This is a genomic window from Sorangium sp. So ce426 (assembly GCF_051475585.1).
Lineage (GTDB): Bacteria > Myxococcota_A > Polyangia > Polyangiales > Polyangiaceae > Sorangium > Sorangium cellulosum_B.
In genome coordinates, this window is record NZ_CP150341.1 from 5946953 (window position 1) to 5963635 (window position 16683).

Below are 16683 nucleotides of genomic sequence, written 5' to 3' on the forward strand. Positions count from 1 at the left end.
GTCCGCGACGGACCCCCGGTCGAGGCCGGCGTCCCCGCCTCCCCTGCCCGCTCACCCGTTCATCCAGGGGCAGGCGCCTTGGCGGCAGGTCCGGGCGAGAGCTTGCACGTGGCCTCCCACAGACCGTTGAGATACACGAGGCCCAGCGCGCGGTCGTACAGGCCATATCCCGGCTTGCCGGTCTCACCCCAGATCATGCGGCCGTGATCCGGGCGCACGTAGCCGTCGAAGCCGACGTCATGGTAGGCCTTCACGATGGCGGCCATGTCGAGCGAGCCCTCACAGGACAGGTGGGCGGACTCGAAGAAGGTGCCGTCCTCCTGGACCGCCACGTTGCGCAGATGCCCGAACGGAATGCGGCCCATGCCGCCGAACTCGCGCACAAGCGATACGATGTTGTTGCACAGATCGGCGCCCAGCGAGCCGGAGCACAGCGTGATGCCGTTGGCCGGAGAATCGACGGTCTTCACGAGGCGCATCAGGTCGTCGCGGTTCTTGACGATGCGCGGCAGGCCGAAGATCGGCCGGGGCGGGTCGTCCGGGTGCATCGCCATCCGGACGCCGACCTCCTCGGCAACCGGGATGATGCGCCGGAGGAAATGCGTGAGGTGCGCCCACAGGGCCTCTTCGCCGACGTTCTTGTACTCGTCGAGGACGGCGCGGAGCTGCTCCGGCTTGTAGCTCGAGTCCCAGCCGGGCAGCGAGATGCCCTGTTCCGGATCGATCCCGGCCACCGCCGCGGCGTCGAAGGCCAGGGTCAGCGAGCCGTCGGGCAGCTCTCTGGCCATCTCGGTGCGGGTCCAGTCGAAGACCGGCATGAAATTGTAGCAGATCACCTTCACGCCGGCGGCCGCGCAGTTGCGGATGTTCTGGCAGAAATTGTCGATCAGCCGCTCGCGGGTCGGCTTGCCGAGCTTGATGTCCTCGTGCACCGGCACGCTCTCCACCACCTCGAACCGGAGGCCGACGCCCTCGACGCGCGCCCTGAGCGCCCGCAGCCGCTCGACCGGCCACACCTCGCCCACAGGCACATCGTAAATAGCCGAGACGATGCCGTGGATGCCCGGGATCTGACGGATGTACTCGAGCTTCACAGGGTCGTTCTCGCCGTACCAGCGAAAGGTCATCTTCATCGTTCCGGTCCTTCCAGCGTCACGGGACATGCCGTGCAGAGCTCAGGGTTCGAGGCGCCGCGTGGCCGCCTCAGCGCGGAGGGGTCCAGCCGCCGAGCACGATCGCCGGATCGCGCATCATCGCCGCTTGCTCCGCGGAGATCTGCGTCGATCCGGCGATACGCCCGCTTGTGTCGATGAGGCGCCCCTCCGCGTCCCGGCTCTGGTACTCCCAGAAGCGGAGGGTGCGCGGAGGAGACCCGCCCGTGATCGTCCACCCCGCCCGCGAGATGTGGCTGCCGAGCGTGCAGTTGATGTACGCGACGTGGCTCGCCGGATACTGGCTCACGTCGATCCTCGCCAGCGTGTTCCCCGTGATGCCCGCGTCGCTCGTGATGCGCGAGTCGACGAAGACATAGCCGTAGCCGGAGTCGCCGTTGCGCGCCTGCACGATGTAGCCGGATCGACCGACCGTCTTGATCTCGCACCGGTTGAAATACGCCGCGCCCGTGCCCCACACGAAGTCGACGTTCCCCGCGATGGTGCAGTTGTCCGCGTAGAGGCGCCCGGACCAGAGCAGCGTGTCCTGGAGGCTCAGGATGTCGGCGTCGCGCACGACGCACCTGTCGCAGTCCTGGAGCCGCAGCGCCTCCGCCTGGGAGCCGCCCTGCGGCGTGAGGTTGTGGATGGTGAGGTTCTCGATGATGAGGTCGCTCACCTTGTCGGCGCCGACGAGCGCGCGCCCCCTGGTGCTCGGGTTCAGGTTGTTGTTGTTCGTACCGGAGAGGACAGTGCCTTTGCGATCGGCCCCGCGCAGCGTGATCTTGTGTTTGCCCTCGAAGTAGACGACCCCGTGGTGGGTCCCACGCTGAACGGTGATGAGCACGCTGTCCCTGTTGTTCGCCGGGACCGCGTCGAGCGCGCCTTGCACGGAGCAGAAGTCGCCGGAGCCGTCGAGCGCAACATCGAGCGACGCGACGCTCGACGGGCCTGCGTCCGCCGTGTCGAAGCGCCACGCCGTCGCGTCCGCGATCGCGAACGAGCCGCCCCCCGGGGGGACGATGGCGCCGGGGTCGACCGTGACGTAATAGGACTCTCCGTAGTCGAGCGCGCGCGACGGCAAGGACACGACAGCATCGTTGCCGTCCACGTACACCGGGCGAGGTACGTTGAACGTCCTGCCGCCGATCGTGGCGCTCACGGTCATCGAGGCCATGTCGACCGTCGCGACCGCCGCGCCGGGCCGGGCGGCGTTGAACACGCGAACGGCGCCCGCGCTGCCCAGCTTCGGAGCGCCGGGGAACGTGATGCGGAGCGGCGGATCCGGACACAGCCCCCGGGCGCCCGGCGCGGGGAACAGCGCGCTCACGCCGGCAGGGAGGTCGACCGGATCCGCGCCGCCGTCGCCCTGGCTCGCGCCCGTGCCCTCGCCGCCGCCGGCCGCGCCGGCGCCGCCCGCTCCCGCGCCGGCCGATGCCGCGCTGCTTGTCGACCCGCCGCTGCCCGACGCCGCGCTGCTGGTCGACCCGCCGCCGGTCGATCCGCCGCTGGTCGAAGCGCCGGCCGCCGAAGCGCCGGCGGTCGAGGCACCGCTGGACGCCTCGGCGCTCATGTCGTCCGCCGTCCCGGCGCCCTCGCAGGCGATCGAACACAGACCGAGGAGCCCGAAGAGAAAAAGTCGAGAGCGGATCATGGCGCCGGCGCAGGGTATCAAGGCGCTGCGCGGCCTGGCAATCGGCGCTCAGGGCACGGAACGTGCCCTGCCCTGTTCGCAGAGACTCCCCATGCACCAAGGCCGGCCGTGTGGCACGACGGCCATCGTCGTTCCCGCGCAATGGCCCCTGGTGCGTCCGCCCGTCAACCCTCGAGGAGCTTCATGGCTGACTCCGTACCCATGACCGACCGTGCCCACGATGTCCTTCGTCAGGAGCCCCAGAGCCTCGACCCCATCTTCAGGCCGCGGAACGTCGCGGTCATCGGCGCGACCGAGAACAGCGGCGCCGTCGGCCGCACGCTCCTCTGGAACCTCATCAGCAACCCGTTCGGCGGCACCGTCTATCCGGTGAACCCGAAGCGGCAGAGCGTCCTCGGCATCAAGGCCTATCCGAGCATCGCGGCCGTGCCGGCGAAGGTGGATCTCGCGGTCCTCGTCACGCCCGCCGCGAGCGTGCCGGGCCTCATCGGCGAGTGCGTGGACGCCGGCGTCCCCGGCGCGATCATCATCTCGGCGGGATTCAAGGAGATGGGCCCCCCGGGCGCAGAGCTCGAGCGGCAGATCAGGGAGCGCGCCCGCGGGAAGATGCGCATCATCGGCCCGAACTGCCTGGGCGTCATGAACCCGATAGGCGGGCTCAACGCGACGTTCGCGAAGGGGCAGGCGCGGCCGGGCAAGGTCGCGTTCATCAGCCAGTCCGGCGCGCTCTGCACGGCCGTGCTCGACTGGAGCCTCCAGGAGCAAGTCGGCTTCAGCGCGTTCGTCAGCGTCGGCTCGATGCTCGACGTCGGCTGGGGCGACCTGATCGACCACCTCGGCAACGACCCCAAGACGAGCAGCATCCTCATCTACATGGAGTCGATCGGCGATCCGCGCGACGCGCGAGCGTTCCTGTCAGCCGCCCGCGAGGTGGCGCTCACCAAGCCGATCATCGTGATCAAGCCAGGCCGCAGCGAGGCGGCGGCGAAGGCGGCCGCCTCGCATACCGGCTCGCTCACCGGCTCGGACGAGGTGCTCGACGCGGCGTTCCGGCGCGTGGGCGTGCTGCGCGTGAACGACATCGCGGACCTGTTCTCCATGGCCGAGACGCTCGCCAAGCAGCCCCGGCCCCGCGGCAACCGGCTGTGCATCGTCACCAACGCCGGCGGCCCGGGCGTGCTGGCGACGGACGCGCTCGTCGCGAACGGCGGCGAGCTGGCGCCGCTCTCGCCGGAGATCCTCGGCGAGCTGAGCGGCTTCCTCCCCGCCGCGTGGAGCCGGAACAACCCGGTCGACGTGCTCGGCGACGCCGGCGCCGATCGCTACGCGAAGGCCCTGGAGATCTGCGCGAAGGACCCGAACAACGACGGCGTGCTCGTCATCCTCACGCCGCAGGACATGACCGAGCCGACCCAGACCGCCGAGGCGCTGCGCAAGCACGCGCACGTCGAGGGCAAGCCGGTCCTCGCCAGCTGGATGGGCGGCGTGGAGGTGGAGGCGGGCAAAGCCATCTTGAACCGCGCCGGGGTCCCTACGTTCGAGTACCCCGACACCGCCGCTCGCGCGTTCTGCTCGATGTTCCGTTACGCGTACGCCCTCCGCGCCCTGTACGAGACGCCGAGCACGGACGAGCGGGCGTTGAACGTCGATCGCGAGAGGGCCAGGGAGATCATCGCCAGCGTCCGCGCGTCGGGGCGGACGCTCCTCGATGAGGTGGAGTCGAAGCAGCTCATGGCGGCGTACGGCCTCCCGACGGTGCCGACGGCCGTCGCGAGGAGCGCGGACGAGGCCGTGGCCACGGCCCGGGAGATGGGGTATCCGGCCGTCCTCAAGCTGTACAGCGCGACGATCACCCACAAGACCGACGTGGGCGGCGTGAAGCTCGACCTGCGCGACGACGACGCCGTGCGCCGGGCGTTCGAGGAGATCCAGGAGAGCGTCTCGCGGCGGGCCGGCGCGCAGCACTTCCAGGGCGTGACGGTCCAGCCGATGATCTCGCTGAAGGACGCCTACGAGATCATCCTCGGCAGCTCGATCGATCCGCAGTTCGGCCCGGTGCTCCTGTTCGGGGCCGGCGGGCAGCTCGTCGAGATCTTCAAGGACCGCTCGCTCGGCCTGCCGCCGCTCAACGCGACGCTGGCGCGGCGCATGATGGAGCAGACGAGGATCTACCGCGCGCTCGAGGGCGTGCGCGGCCGCAAGCCGGTGGACCTCACGATGCTCGAGCACCTGCTCGTGAGGTTCTCGCAGCTCGTGATCGAGCAGCGATGGATAAGCGAGATCGACATCAACCCGCTCTCCGTGAGCGCGGAGGGGGCCATCGCCCTCGACGCCCGCGTCGTCCTGCACGCGCCGGACACGCCGGAGTCCGCGCTCCCCAGATCGGCGATCCGCGAGTATCCCACGCAGTATGTGACGGAGCTCGAGAGCAGGGACGGGCAGGCGTCGTTCACGATTCGGCCCATCCGCCCCGAGGACGAGCCGCAGATGGTCGAGTTCCACAAGAAGCTGTCCGAGCGGACCGTGCGGCTCCGGTATTTCTACCCGATGCAGCTCGATCTGCGCACGGCGCACGAGCGGCTGACGCGCGTCTGCTTCGCGGACTACGACCGGGAGATGGCGCTGGTCGTCGAGAAGCCGCCCGCGGGCGGCGCGCAGCGGCAGATCATCGGCGTCGGCCGGCTGAGCAAGCTGCCAGGCACGCGCGACGCGGAGTTCGCCCTGCTGATCAGCGACGAGCACCAGCGGCAGGGGCTCGGTTCCCGGCTGCTGGGCCTCCTCGTCCAGATCGGCCGCGACGAGGGGCTCTCCCGCATCAGCGCCGACATCCTGGCCGAGAACGTGGAGATGCAGCGCGTGGCGCAGAAGCTCGGCTTCCGGGTGACGCGCGAGATCGGCGACTCGACCGCGAGGGCGGAGCTGACGCTGTAGGCGCGATATGTCCTGTGCGATAGCCGCGCTGCTGGAGCACCCGCGGAAACGTGGGGGGCGGCGCGGCCGGGCACGCACGTGGCGCTTCCCGCCGCCTGCGAGACATGCGCATGCTCGGGGAGCAGCCATGGATACCCACCGTTTGAAGACCCTGTTCGAGCGGCTCAGGCAGCAGCACCCCGCGAACGCGGGCGAGATCGATGCGGTCGAGCGATGGCTCCACGACGCGCCGCTCATCCGTCGCTACCGTATCAACCCCCACGTGGTCGCGGCGGACACCGCGCTCGACGCGCACGCGGTCATCCGCATCCTGCTGCACGGCACCCAGACCGGCCTCTTCGACATGCACTGGGACGTCCACTGCGGCCATTGCAACATGCTGGCCGAGGCGATCGACGACCTCGCCACGGCCGCCGCCGTCTCGTACTGCCCGATGTGCGAGTACTCCTTCGACGTCGACATCTCGGCGCGCGTCGAGGTGACGTTCTCGCTCGGCCGGTCCATCGAGGACCTCGGCTTCCCTCCGGTTTGCCAGCCGCCCTCGGCGCTCCACCCCCGCTATGGCATGACCGCCGCGCTCGGCGAGACCGTGGCGGCGACCGAGGTGCTCACCGCCGGCCGCTACCGCTACTTCTGCCCCTTGACCCGCGCCAAGGGCATCCTTCGCGTCGAGGGTGAGCCCACGGACGAGGTGCAGGCCGTCGCGATCTCGCAGCTCGCGGGACCCCACTTCGACGTGACGGAGCTCGTGGTGCGGCCCGGCCCGCTCAAGATCGCGCTCACCAACGTCGGCTGGCCGCAGTGCGGCTTCATCGTTCATCACGATGTCCTGAAGGACGAGCTCGATCCGGCCAGCCTGCCGCGGCGGCTCAGCGGGCTCGAGCTGCTCCACGTGCCGGAGTACCGGCGCTACTTCGGCGGCATGGTGCTGTCGGCGCGGGAGCGGCTGACCGTCCGATCGGTCCTCGTCGTCTTCACCGATCTGTGCGGCTCCACGCGGCTGTACGAGCGGATCGGCGACGCCCCCGCGTACAACCTGGTGCGCGATCACTTCGACATCGTGATCGGCGCCGTCGAAGCGCAGGGCGGCGCCGTGGTCAAGACGATCGGCGACGCGGTCATGGCCACGTTCCTTGACGAGCGGTCCGCGGTGACGGCGCTGAGCGCAGCCATGCGCGGCATGCTCGGCCGCAACGCCGGCCGGATCGAGGGTGAGCGCCTCGTGCTCCGGGCGGGCATGCACCGCGGCCCGGCGTTGCTCGTCAACCTGAACCAGCGCCTCGACTACTTCGGCCGCACCGTGAACACGGCGGCGCGCCTGCTCGGCGTCTCTGCAGGCGGCGAGCTCACCGTCTCTGCGCCGCTCGCCGCCGACGCCGAGCTCGTCGGCCTGCTCACCGATGAGGGCTGGACGCCGCCGCGCGCCTCGCACGTCGACCTGAAGGGGATCGAGGGGACCCGCACCGTGCATTCGGCGGGTTTTCCGGGCATGGCCGCGCGCTGACGCGGGCGCCTCTCCGACGCACCGGACCCGCTGACTGTGCACGGCCAGCGGCGCGCTCCGCGCCGTCCCGCCGCTCGCGTCCGGGCCTCGTCGCAAGCTCCTCTGCCCACGTCACGACGCGAGCGGGTGCCCCTCCACCGAGTACCCGCGGGCGCGCGGGGTGGCATGAGCGTGCATCGCAAACTGCAGCATTCCGGGACACGATGGATGCTGCATGGCTTGATTCTCATTCCCAATCTTCCATGGGAGATAAGCAAAATGATGCGATGTACACGTGAGGCAGCGCGGCGGCGACTGCCGGAGCGCTCGCCATTTCAGCGTCGACTGCAGACCTGCGATGTGGTGTTCCAGCAGCAGCATGGGATGACGGAAGCCGGCGGCATCGTCGAGAAACGCTTGTATGGCGGGACCTTGACGTTCAAATTCAGCCAGCTCGCGCCTGGCATCGTCGAGCGACGGCAGAACTTCGGCGTCCACGACCGTCGCGCATTCCGTGCACCACGCGGGCGCCGTCTTCGCGACGGCGCTGTCACCATCAGGAAGCTGGTAGTAGGCTCCAGAAGGGCCCTCGCGCAGCATTCCCTCGAACGCGCAAGCTGTGCAGGTTACGCGGAACAGGTAGATGCCCATGAGTCTGCTCCAGTCTGCCCATCGCTCCGATGCGCCGCGGCGCGAAGCGCCGGCGGTTCCATCCGGGATCATCCAATGGTTCACTTCCAGAATTGCCACCACTTTTTACCCGGAGACGGATGTTCCGTTGGGTCGTCCGGCCACGGCGATCGGTGAGCCGCGGCCCACCATCGTGAACCACGACCTGCAGGTCGTCCGGGTGGTCGACGTGGAAGCGGCCCTCAAGCCTCGGGTGCTGTCGCCAAGCTGCCGTCATGTCCCAGAACCTCGCATCCGTTGCGCTCGTGCCATGCGCGCCTCCCGTGCCCCTCACTCCGCGAACACGCTCACCTCGACACCAGCCGCCTTCGCCAGCCCGGCGAGGTGTCCCGACCCGCGGCTCTTTTCGAACGCCGGATGAAACACGAGCACCCGCGCTACCCCGCTCGCCAGCATCCGCTCGTTGAGCCCCTTCCAGGCGCCACGCTTGTACTTCGCGTAGTCCGCCTTGTTCTTCGCCATCGGCTCCACGGCGAGCCCCAGCTCGGCTGCGACGCGCCCGGCGAGGGCGTCCGCGCCCGGCGAGTCGCCGTGGATCACGGTCGCCCCCGCCGGAAGCTTCGCCAGCTCGCGCCGGATCGCGTCCACGTCGGTCCACGCCACAGCGCCGGCGACGATCACACGCGTCATTCCGCTATCCTACCCTCGAAGCGCGCGGAGCGGGAACATCGGGATGTACACACCCCCGCCTGGCCCTCCCGGCGCGGCCCCCGCCCGCCGAACCATCCCACTCTGTGGGGCGACCGCCTCGCCGAGCGTCCTCGCGGCAAATTCCGCCCTATCATCTCGACGAGCATGGCATCGAGAAGTCCAAGCCGCCGTGCCCATGGGCAGGCCGCGCGTGGGGTGAGCACGACGCCCCCTCCGGCCGGGAGCGTCTTGAAGGCATCCACACCGCTCCTCGCCGGCCCGCCTGCGCCGGGGGCGTCGCGCTCCGCGCCGCGAGCGCAGGTCGACGTCGATGCGGTCGACCTGCCCGCGTTCGGCCTCGCCGACGATGTGCTGCCGTTCAGCGGCCAATATTTTGCTCGCACGCGCCAGAGGTGATTCGAGGGGGAGCCCTCTCCAAGGAAGGGAACGTTGATGGCAGACTCGCACAACCCGTACCAGGATTTTTCCGCCTGCCACCCGAAGCTGCGGGAAGCGGTGTCTGAGGTCGTCGCCAACTGGGAGCCCGATTCGGCCCCTGCGACGGTCGTCTTCGGCCACATCGGCCGCGCGCTTGTCCAGCTCGAGTCCGACCTCGATGACGCCACGCTTGATGAGGTTTCGCGGCTCGTGGAGCGTTCGCTGTCAAGAAGTGGCCCAGAGTCAGATGCGGTCGCGACCGGACTCCTGGAGGCCATTTGCGCCCGCAGCGTCGATGCCCCTGCCGCCGTTGCGCGCGTCGTCTCTCATCTGGGGCCCGATGCGCGCGCTTATATTCGGGCCTGGGATGCATTCACTGAAACGACGACTCCGGGCATCACGTAATTGTGCTGGTGGCCATGAATAGCGGGGCAGCGCGCTGCGCCGCCGGCGTCACCGCTTCACGCCACGAGCTCGCCTGTCGGCGGCGGTCGTGGTAACGCTGCTCCGCATGGCGAAGGCCGCGCGAACGGCGACGACGAGCGGGGCGCGCTCCCCGCAGGGGCGCCGTCGCGTCCGCGTCTACACGGCGTGGCACCCGGTGCTCGTCGCGCTCCTCGAGCACGTGCTGCCCGCGGGCTGGTATCAGTGCATCTCGGAGTTTCAGCTCGCGCGCGAGCCGCTCCGCGTCGACCTCGTCATCCTTCGGCGCCGGCGGCGCGGCGCCCCACCCAGGCCGAGCCTTCTCACCAGCGTCGTGGGCGGGCTGGCCGAGCACACCCTCGTGCACTTCAAGGGGCCGACAGACGAGCTCGAACGCGACGACGCCCGCATGCTCCTCGCTTACGCGCTGCAGTACCTCGTCGTTGCAGAGATTGAGGACCCCGCCTCCGTCGCCCTCCGCGTGCTCGCGCCCCGCCTGACCCCGCGCTTCGTCGAAGCGCTCAGGTCGCTCGACTGCGCGCTCACACCCACGGGACCGGGCACACACGAGGGTCGGCTCTGCGTCTTTCCGCTGCGGGTGGTGGAGACGGTGCCGGCGAACGCTCGCGACGGCCACCATCTGCTGTACACTGTGACGCCTGGGATGGTCGCCGACCCCGGCGGGATCCCGGCGCTCTCCCCGACGGAGATCGCGGTGTTCTGGGCGCTCCTGGAGCATGTCGAGCAGCTTCGACGTCCGCTCCCGGGGCGGAGGAAGCGGCACATGAAGGACGAAAAGCGAGTGGTCGAGAGCTTCGAGAAGGTGCTCACGCGCCTCGTCGCGCGGGTGCCGCCCAAGCAGCGGCTCGCCGGGCTCGCCCCCGAGCAGCGGCTCGCCGGGCTCGCCCCCGAGCAGCGGCTCGCCGGGCTCGCCCCCGAGCAGCGGCTCGCCGGGCTCGCCCCCGAGCAGCGGCTCGCCGGGCTCGCCCCCGAGCAGCGGCTTGCCGGGCTCGCCCCCGAGCAGCGGCTCGCCGGGCTCGCCCCCGAGCAGCGGCTCGCTGGGCTCACCGAGGCGCAGACGGTGCTCGCCCTGCCGGACGCGGTGCTCCGCGCGTTGTCCGCGGAGTACATCGCGACGCTGCCTCGCGAGACGCAGGCGGCGATCCAGAAGCGCCTCGGGGCGGCCTCGCGGCGGCGGCCGGCGCGTCGGCGAAAGCCGCGCAGCCCTTCGAGATGACGCCTCGACGCCGGAATCGGCGACGGCCGAGGCGCGGTTCGTTCTTCCCGACCAGGCGCCGGCCGTGCCATGAGCGATAGAGACGCCCACAAGCAGTTCATCCTCGAAGGCGACCTGAAGGCCGTGATGTGGCGGCTCTCGTGGCCGGCCGTGCTGGCCATGGTCCTGTACGGGCTCAACTCGTTCCTGGACGCCGTGTTCGTGGGCCAGCTGATGAACGAGAGCGCCCTGGCCGGCGTGGGGATCGCCTATCCCCTGTCGCAGATCACGCTGGGACTGGGCAGCCTGATCGGGACCGGCGCCGGCACGGCGCTGAGCATCTATATGGGCGCGGACGACCGGGGCAAGCTCCACGGCCTCCTGGGGAGCGTGAACGGGCTGTCGCTCCTCGTCAGCTTGCCGTACGCCGTGCTCGCTTACTGGTTCGCAGAGCCGCTCGTGCGCGCGATGGGCGGCAGCGGGGAGATCCTCGCGTACGGCACCGCGTACTTCCAGGCGACGACCCTCGGGTCGCTGTTCTGGGTGCACGGCCTCGCGGTGAACATGACCGTTCGCGGCGAAGGCAAGATGAAGACGGCGGCCTGGATGATCTCCCTCGGCCTGGGGGTGGACGTCGCCTTGAAGCCGCTGTTCATCCACACGTTCGGCTGGGGCGTGCAGGGCGCGGCCTGGGCCACCAACGCGGCCATGCTCGTCTACTCGGCCGTCGGGCTCCTGTACTACGCGAGGGGCCGCGCCTCGTTCGACACCGCCTGGCGCACGATCCGCATCGACCCGTCGATCCGGCGGCAGATCGTCTCTCTGGGCATGCCGGCGATGATCGTGTGCATCATGGGCGTCGTCCAGAACCTCGTGGTCTATGGGGCGGTGTCGACCCATGGCACGGAGCAGGACGTCGCCTTCTTCGCCGCCTGCAACCGCATCTCCATGTTCCTGATGACGCCGCTGTTCGGCCTGATGCGGGCGTTGCAGCCCGTGGAGGGGATCAGCTACGGGGCAGGGCGCTACGGCAGGGTGAAGCGGGCCTTCAGCCAGTTCTCGATCGCCGGGCTCGTCCTGCTCCTGCCGTTCTGGCTCTCGATGATGCTGGCCCCGGAGGCCGTGCTCGGCTCCATGCTGCCGGGGTTCGACTTCGCCGCGCAGCAGCTGCTCGACTTCCGGATCTCCGTCCTCGCCCTGCCCGTCATGCCGTGGGTCTTCATGGCGCTGGCGTTCTTCCCCTCCGTGGAGCGGGCGAAGCTCGCGAGCGCGCTCGCCCTGCTGAGGCAGCTTGTGTTCTATCTCCCCCTGATGTGGCTCTTGCCCAGGATCGCCGGGGTGAGCGGGGTGTTCTGGGCGAACGCCGCGATCGACATCGCGATCTTCGTGCTCGTGATCCCCCTGGTCGGCCGGGAGTTCCGGAGGCTCGACGGGCGGGGCGCGGACGCGCGCGCCCCGCTGCGCGAGGCGACCGCCGGGTGATCCGCGCCCGCGCGCCGGACGCGCGGCCTCGCGGCGCTACGCCGACGGGTCGGCCACGCGGCCCACGAACAGGATCGCGCTCGTCGCGTTGTCCCGGATGAAGAAGAAGAACGGGCGATCGAAGCGGATGGCCGCGGGCTCGGGCGGCCCGCTCTCGTCGAGGGCCACCGCGGTCGCCGCCGCGGCCTCCGTGCCCGCCTCGTTCACGGAGACGAACGCCTTGTGGACCACGGCGGAGATGGAGAGGCTCCGCTGCCCGTCGATCCCCGAGAAATCCGCCGCGCCGAAGGCGGCGGTCATCCCCAGATCCATGAGCGGCGGGACGAGGTCGAACGTCGACTCCACCTTGAATTTCGGCAGCCCGATGGTGACGTTCCGCGGCTCCAGCGACCCGAGGACGCCGTCGAGGCGCGCGCCGTCGAGGCCGTCCTCGAACGCCTCGATGTCGGACGGCAGCACGAGCACCATCGCGAGCTCGTCGCCGTCATAGGGCATCTCGAGCGCCGCGTAGCCGTCGCCCTCGCCGTAGCGGACCTCCGACGTGGCGGCCATCATCGGCACGGAGACCGTGGAGCCGTCCGCCAGCGTGAAATCGCCCGGGGCCGTGTCCTCCTCCTTGAAGGGGAACTTCCACGCCGCGTTGAAATAGATGGCGTTCGTCAGCACGAGCCGGGTCGCGCCGCTGATGGAGCCTTCCGGCAGGAGGTCCTTGATCCGGTCCTCGGTGCGCTCTGCCACCCACCCGTTGATGATCTCCCGGGCCTCGCTCGTCTGGCCGAAGTCGACGAGGTTCATCCCGGCCCCGTAGTTCTCCGCGAGCACGTCGAGGAACGCGGGCAGGAACGGATAGCCCACCTGCCCCCAGAGCGCGTTGGCGATGTTGAGCTGGAACCCCTCGCCGTCCTGCCCCTCGGCGACCTCGCCGCGGCTCTCGAGCGCCAGATCCAGCGCGTTGAACGCCGGGTGCAGCCGCTCCTGGGGCAGCGTGAAGCGCAGCGCGCTCGCCATCTCCGCCTCCGTCTCCGTGCGCGCGCCCGCGTACGTCATCGCCAGCGCGCTCGACACGCTGTGCGGCGAATAGAACATGTTGCCCGGCGCGCCGCCGAGCTTCCCGTAGAGGTCGAGCGCGAACGCCGTGTTGCCGTCGGCGAGCGCCTCGCGATCGGCGTCGGGCACCGAGGGGTCGAGGATCCGCTGCTTCTCGGAGGTGACGACGCACCCCGGCGTCTCCGGATCGCCGCACCCGGACGGCGAGGGCACCGGGTCCTCCCCGGTGCCGCCGGAGGAGCAGCCCGCGAGGAGCACGGACAGAGGGATGAGGATTGACGAAATTTGGTGATAACGCATGGGCCCCGGCACAGCAGCGCTTGTGCCAAGGGCCCCGGCCTCATCGACCCCCGCGGAGACGGTCGCTCTCGCGGAGGCGACACCCACCGGCGCGGCGCCCGCGATCGCAGGGACAGGGTTGGCCCACCGTGGCACAGGATGCTTTCGTCCTGTGCGGAGACGGCTCGACCCTCACTGCTCGAGGTAGAGGGCGACCTCCGCTGTCCGTCCGTTGGCGTGGGCGATCAGCGTGGCGAGTCCGTTGTTGAAGTCCTCGGGCGTCGTGAGGTGCGTGTGCCCCTCGATCTCGCCCTCCGGCCCGACGACGTACGGCGCGATCAGGTCATGCGCCGCCTTGAACCACGCCTCGGAAGCGGCCGCCTCGTACTCCTTGCTGGCGGCCTGCGCCACGTAGCCGCGGTAGACCTCGAAATAGACGGCATCGTCGAGCAGGTAGCGGACGAGCGGCCATTGCTCGGTCACGTCAGCCATCGAGAGGGGCAGCGCCGTCAGCCCGATGGTCACGCCCGCGTCGGCGTCCGAGAACGCGAAGGTGTGATCCCAGGGGATCCACGTGAACTGCCCGCCCTTGTTCGGGTCCGCGTAGAGATAGTAGTTGTGCGGCAGGCGGCCGTACACGTCCCAGTCCTCGATCACCGCGTTCAGCGCGAACCAGTGCAGGAAGCCGTCGACGTCGAGGCGCGCCTCGAGCCCCGCGCGCCAGGCGGCGGCGTCGGTCCTGTCGGCGTGCAGCGCGTCGAACAGCGCCCGCGCGTCCGAGCGATCGGTGTCGTCCTCGTTGTTCTCCTTGACGATGGTGTCGGGGTCCCACGTCTCCCACCGCGCGCCCGTGCCATCTGGCTTGTAGAGGTTGCCCTTGTGGCCGCCGAAATGGGTGTCGAGGAACGACTCGTCCGACGGCAGCTCGATGCCGGTGTACAGCCCGAAATAGACGGGCCCCTCCCCGTGATCGATGAAGACCCGGTAGAACGCGGTCGCGGGCGCGGGGATCCCCGCCTTGGCGAAGATGTCGGTGCCGATCTTCTCGCGCAGGAGCGAGGGATCCAGGTACCCGCTCGCGAACGACATCGAGTCGAACCCGTAGAAGCGCTGGTTCTTGATCTCGGGATACTCGTCCTCGAATCGGTCGAAGTTGAGGCGCAGCGGCAGCTTCCAGTTGCCCGCGTTCCAGGGCAGGAGCAGGCTCGAGTTGCCCTTGAAGCGGATGCCGACGTGCTTCCACTGCCGATCCTCGGTGGCGACGTCGCACTCGACGTAGACCGGCGTGCGCGGGAGCAGCTCGACGCTGCTGATGAGCCCCGGATCGCCGCCCCCGGGGCCGGGCGGCATGCAGGTCAGCTCGCCCTCGACGTCGGTGCACGCCCCCTCGGTGGCGGTCCCGAAGATGTCGATCGTGCAGGCGGCGTCCGCCGCCAGCCCCTCGCAGGCGGCGATCCAGTCCGGGGGCGGCACGAATTCCCCGGGCTCCTGCGGGGTCGGCTGGCAGGTCAGGCCGCCGGGGAGCTCCGTGCACGCTCCCTCGGCGGGGGCCCCGAAGAGGTCTATCGTGCAGGCGTCGCCGGCCACGAGACCATCGCAGGCCGTGACCCACTCCGGAGGCGGCGTGAATGGGCCGCCCTGCGAGCCGAACTCGCCGGCCATGTCCGTCATGTCGTCGACCATCTGCTGCCACTGCTCGGGCGTGATGGTGATGTCGATGCGGGGAACCCGGTCCTGCGGGAACGCGGCGGCGTAATCCGGCGGCTCCGCGGGGACGCCGCCCGCCTCGCCGTCGCCGCCTGCGCCGTCGCCGCCCGCGCCCTGCCCTCCGGTGCTGCTGCTCGCGCCGCCGCCCGCCCCGGTCGCGCCGGGGTCGTCGGACGAGCCGCAGCCCACGAGAGGCGCGGCCGCCAGCGTGGCGACAGGCAACAGGCAACGAAGAATTCTCAAGGTCATCGATCGCTCCTCAGCTCGCGTTTCGGGGCAATCTTATGTCAAGTCTGCTTCGATCGTGTGACGAAACCTCGCGCCAGAAGCGTGCGGCAGGCCGTCATCGGCCTGATCGGCCCGAGGCGCAGGCCGGGACATGGTGAAATTTTCCACATCAATCACAAATGATTTTTCCATTCATGATGCAGCGTAGATTTCCGCATGGCGTGGAAGGAGGGCGGCGCAGGCGCGCCGCGCGCCCTCCCGCGACGATCGCGCAGGCCCCTCCGCTCCCCGAGGAGAGCAAGGCAGGTCGACATCGACGCGGGAGGGCGGCGGGAGCTATCGAGTCGACGCCGCCGGGGGGCGCGGCACATCAGGCCCCCCGCGGCGCGCGCTCACGAGGGCGCGAGGCACTTGCCGCGCGACGCGACCGACACGCCCGCCGCGTTCGCGGCGCATGCATTGCTGTACGTCCTGCCGTCGCAGCCGCAAACGGGATTGTACACCTGGGTGCACGCCTGCGGGATGGGCGCGCAGACGCCCGTCTGATCGCCCGCGCCGCACTGCGCCTTGATGTCGTAGTCACAGAAGAAGCCGCGCTCGCACGCGATCCCGGCGAAGCCGCCGCAGACGCCGCCCTGTTGCCCGCCGTCTCCCCTCACCTCACTCGACTCGGAGACGATCGATTCGGGCGCATCGTCGGCCACCTCCACCTGACAGCCCGCGGCGAGCGGGGCCACGGCGAGCGCGAGCCAGACGATGGATGCCATGCGACTGCCCTTGAACCAAGCCTGAACGTTCATGATGTTTCCTCCAATGGCGCCTCGCCGCTCCCGGCAAAGCGATGACCGTACGCGAGCCCCTCCCCTGGAGAGAAAGGGCGCCTTGCGCCGAGCGCGAGCGCGGCGCGTGATCCCTGTCATCCCCCCTGCCGATCGGTCGGCGAGCATGAGAGTCGACTCGACGCGACCTACGTGCGATGAGACCTCGAGCCGACGGTCACAGCGCCGCGGGGGCACGGTCTCCTTGTCTCCTTGTCTCCTTGTCTCCTTGTCTCCTTGTCTCCTTGTCTCCTTGTCTCCTTGTCTCCTTGTCTCCTTGTCTCCTTGTCTCCTTGTCTCCTTGTCTCCTTGTCTCCTTGTCTCCTTGGCAGGAGTCAGGCCACACGTCGCGCGGCGCGGTTTCCACGGCGTGCACGCCCGGCTGCGGCGTCAGCGGCCGCCCGGATCGGGCCAAAGCTGCGCAAGGTGAGCCTGGGCTTGCGCAACCTGCCCCCGCAGCGTGGCCTGCGCGGCCCTCTCGCGATCACCGATGGCGAGGCGAGCGA

12 protein-coding genes are annotated in these 16683 nt (G+C 69.8%); 5 read left to right on the top strand and 7 right to left on the bottom strand.

Annotated features, from left to right (window positions below; all coding sequences use genetic code 11):
* Positions 1–59 precede the first annotated feature (59 nt).
* Positions 60–1133, bottom strand: coding sequence for a mannonate dehydratase (gene uxuA / locus WMF44_RS22060; RefSeq protein ID WP_437301075.1), 1074 nt, complete (start codon positions 1131–1133; stop codon positions 60–62).
* A 70-nt stretch (positions 1134–1203) separates the two neighbouring features.
* Entirely contained in the window at positions 1204–2805 is a 1602-nt protein-coding gene (locus WMF44_RS22065; protein WP_437301076.1) for a pectinesterase family protein, read from the bottom strand.
* Positions 2806–2988: 183 nt separating this feature from the next.
* Between WMF44_RS22065 and WMF44_RS22070 the strand changes: the two genes are divergently transcribed.
* Positions 2989–5736, top strand: coding sequence for a bifunctional acetate--CoA ligase family protein/GNAT family N-acetyltransferase (locus WMF44_RS22070; RefSeq protein WP_437301077.1), 2748 nt, complete (start codon positions 2989–2991; stop codon positions 5734–5736).
* A 127-nt stretch (positions 5737–5863) separates the two neighbouring features.
* The gene (locus WMF44_RS22075) at positions 5864–7240 is read left to right on the top strand and encodes a DUF5939 domain-containing protein (RefSeq protein WP_437301078.1); all 1377 of its coding nucleotides are present in this window, start codon (positions 5864–5866) and stop codon (positions 7238–7240) included.
* A 111-nt stretch (positions 7241–7351) separates the two neighbouring features.
* Here the strand turns inward: WMF44_RS22075 and WMF44_RS22080 are convergent, their stop codons facing one another.
* Positions 7352–7870, bottom strand: a complete 519-nt coding sequence (locus WMF44_RS22080; RefSeq protein ID WP_437301079.1) for a hypothetical protein — start codon at positions 7868–7870, stop codon at positions 7352–7354.
* Between the two features lie 309 nt (positions 7871–8179).
* The gene (locus WMF44_RS22085; protein WP_437301080.1) at positions 8180–8539 is read right to left on the bottom strand and encodes an SLOG family protein; all 360 of its coding nucleotides are present in this window, start codon (positions 8537–8539) and stop codon (positions 8180–8182) included.
* Between the two features lie 453 nt (positions 8540–8992).
* Here WMF44_RS22085 and WMF44_RS22090 point away from each other — a divergent pair, with 453 nt between their 5' ends.
* The 3 genes from WMF44_RS22090 (at position 8993) to WMF44_RS22100 (ending at position 12098) form a co-directional block, all read left to right on the top strand.
* Positions 8993–9382, top strand: a complete 390-nt coding sequence (locus tag WMF44_RS22090) for a hypothetical protein (RefSeq protein ID WP_437301081.1) — start codon at positions 8993–8995, stop codon at positions 9380–9382.
* Positions 9383–9488: 106 nt separating this feature from the next.
* Positions 9489–10637, top strand: coding sequence for a hypothetical protein (locus WMF44_RS22095; protein WP_437301082.1), 1149 nt, complete (start codon positions 9489–9491; stop codon positions 10635–10637).
* A 69-nt stretch (positions 10638–10706) separates the two neighbouring features.
* Positions 10707–12098, top strand: coding sequence for an MATE family efflux transporter (locus WMF44_RS22100; protein ID WP_437301083.1), 1392 nt, complete (start codon positions 10707–10709; stop codon positions 12096–12098).
* 36 nt (positions 12099–12134) lie between these two features.
* Here WMF44_RS22100 and WMF44_RS22105 read toward each other — a convergent pair whose 3' ends face one another.
* The 3 genes from WMF44_RS22105 to WMF44_RS22115 form a co-directional block, all read right to left on the bottom strand.
* Positions 12135–13445 (bottom strand): serpin family protein, encoded by a 1311-nt coding sequence (locus WMF44_RS22105; protein WP_437301084.1) that lies wholly within the window; start codon positions 13443–13445, stop codon positions 12135–12137.
* A 171-nt stretch (positions 13446–13616) separates the two neighbouring features.
* Positions 13617–15380, bottom strand: coding sequence for a CotH kinase family protein (locus WMF44_RS22110; protein WP_437301085.1), 1764 nt, complete (start codon positions 15378–15380; stop codon positions 13617–13619).
* 371 nt (positions 15381–15751) lie between these two features.
* The gene (locus WMF44_RS22115) at positions 15752–16159 is read right to left on the bottom strand and encodes a Kazal-type serine protease inhibitor family protein (RefSeq protein ID WP_437301086.1); all 408 of its coding nucleotides are present in this window, start codon (positions 16157–16159) and stop codon (positions 15752–15754) included.
* Between the last annotated feature and the right edge of the window lie 524 nt (positions 16160–16683).

Coding starts and splice junctions, on each gene's coding strand:
- uxuA (WP_437301075.1), bottom strand. CDS start 1,133: ATGAAGATGACCTTTCGCTGGTACGGCGAGAACGACCCTGTGAAGCTC.
- WMF44_RS22065 (WP_437301076.1), bottom strand. CDS start 2,805: ATGATCCGCTCTCGACTTTTTCTCTTCGGGCTCCTCGGTCTGTGTTCG.
- WMF44_RS22070 (WP_437301077.1), top strand. CDS start 2,989: ATGGCTGACTCCGTACCCATGACCGACCGTGCCCACGATGTCCTTCGT.
- WMF44_RS22075 (WP_437301078.1), top strand. CDS start 5,864: ATGGATACCCACCGTTTGAAGACCCTGTTCGAGCGGCTCAGGCAGCAG.
- WMF44_RS22080 (WP_437301079.1), bottom strand. CDS start 7,870: ATGGGCATCTACCTGTTCCGCGTAACCTGCACAGCTTGCGCGTTCGAG.
- WMF44_RS22085 (WP_437301080.1), bottom strand. CDS start 8,539: ATGACGCGTGTGATCGTCGCCGGCGCTGTGGCGTGGACCGACGTGGAC.
- WMF44_RS22090 (WP_437301081.1), top strand. CDS start 8,993: ATGGCAGACTCGCACAACCCGTACCAGGATTTTTCCGCCTGCCACCCG.
- WMF44_RS22095 (WP_437301082.1), top strand. CDS start 9,489: ATGGCGAAGGCCGCGCGAACGGCGACGACGAGCGGGGCGCGCTCCCCG.
- WMF44_RS22100 (WP_437301083.1), top strand. CDS start 10,707: ATGAGCGATAGAGACGCCCACAAGCAGTTCATCCTCGAAGGCGACCTG.
- WMF44_RS22105 (WP_437301084.1), bottom strand. CDS start 13,445: ATGCGTTATCACCAAATTTCGTCAATCCTCATCCCTCTGTCCGTGCTC.
- WMF44_RS22110 (WP_437301085.1), bottom strand. CDS start 15,380: ATGACCTTGAGAATTCTTCGTTGCCTGTTGCCTGTCGCCACGCTGGCG.
- WMF44_RS22115 (WP_437301086.1), bottom strand. CDS start 16,159: ATGAACGTTCAGGCTTGGTTCAAGGGCAGTCGCATGGCATCCATCGTC.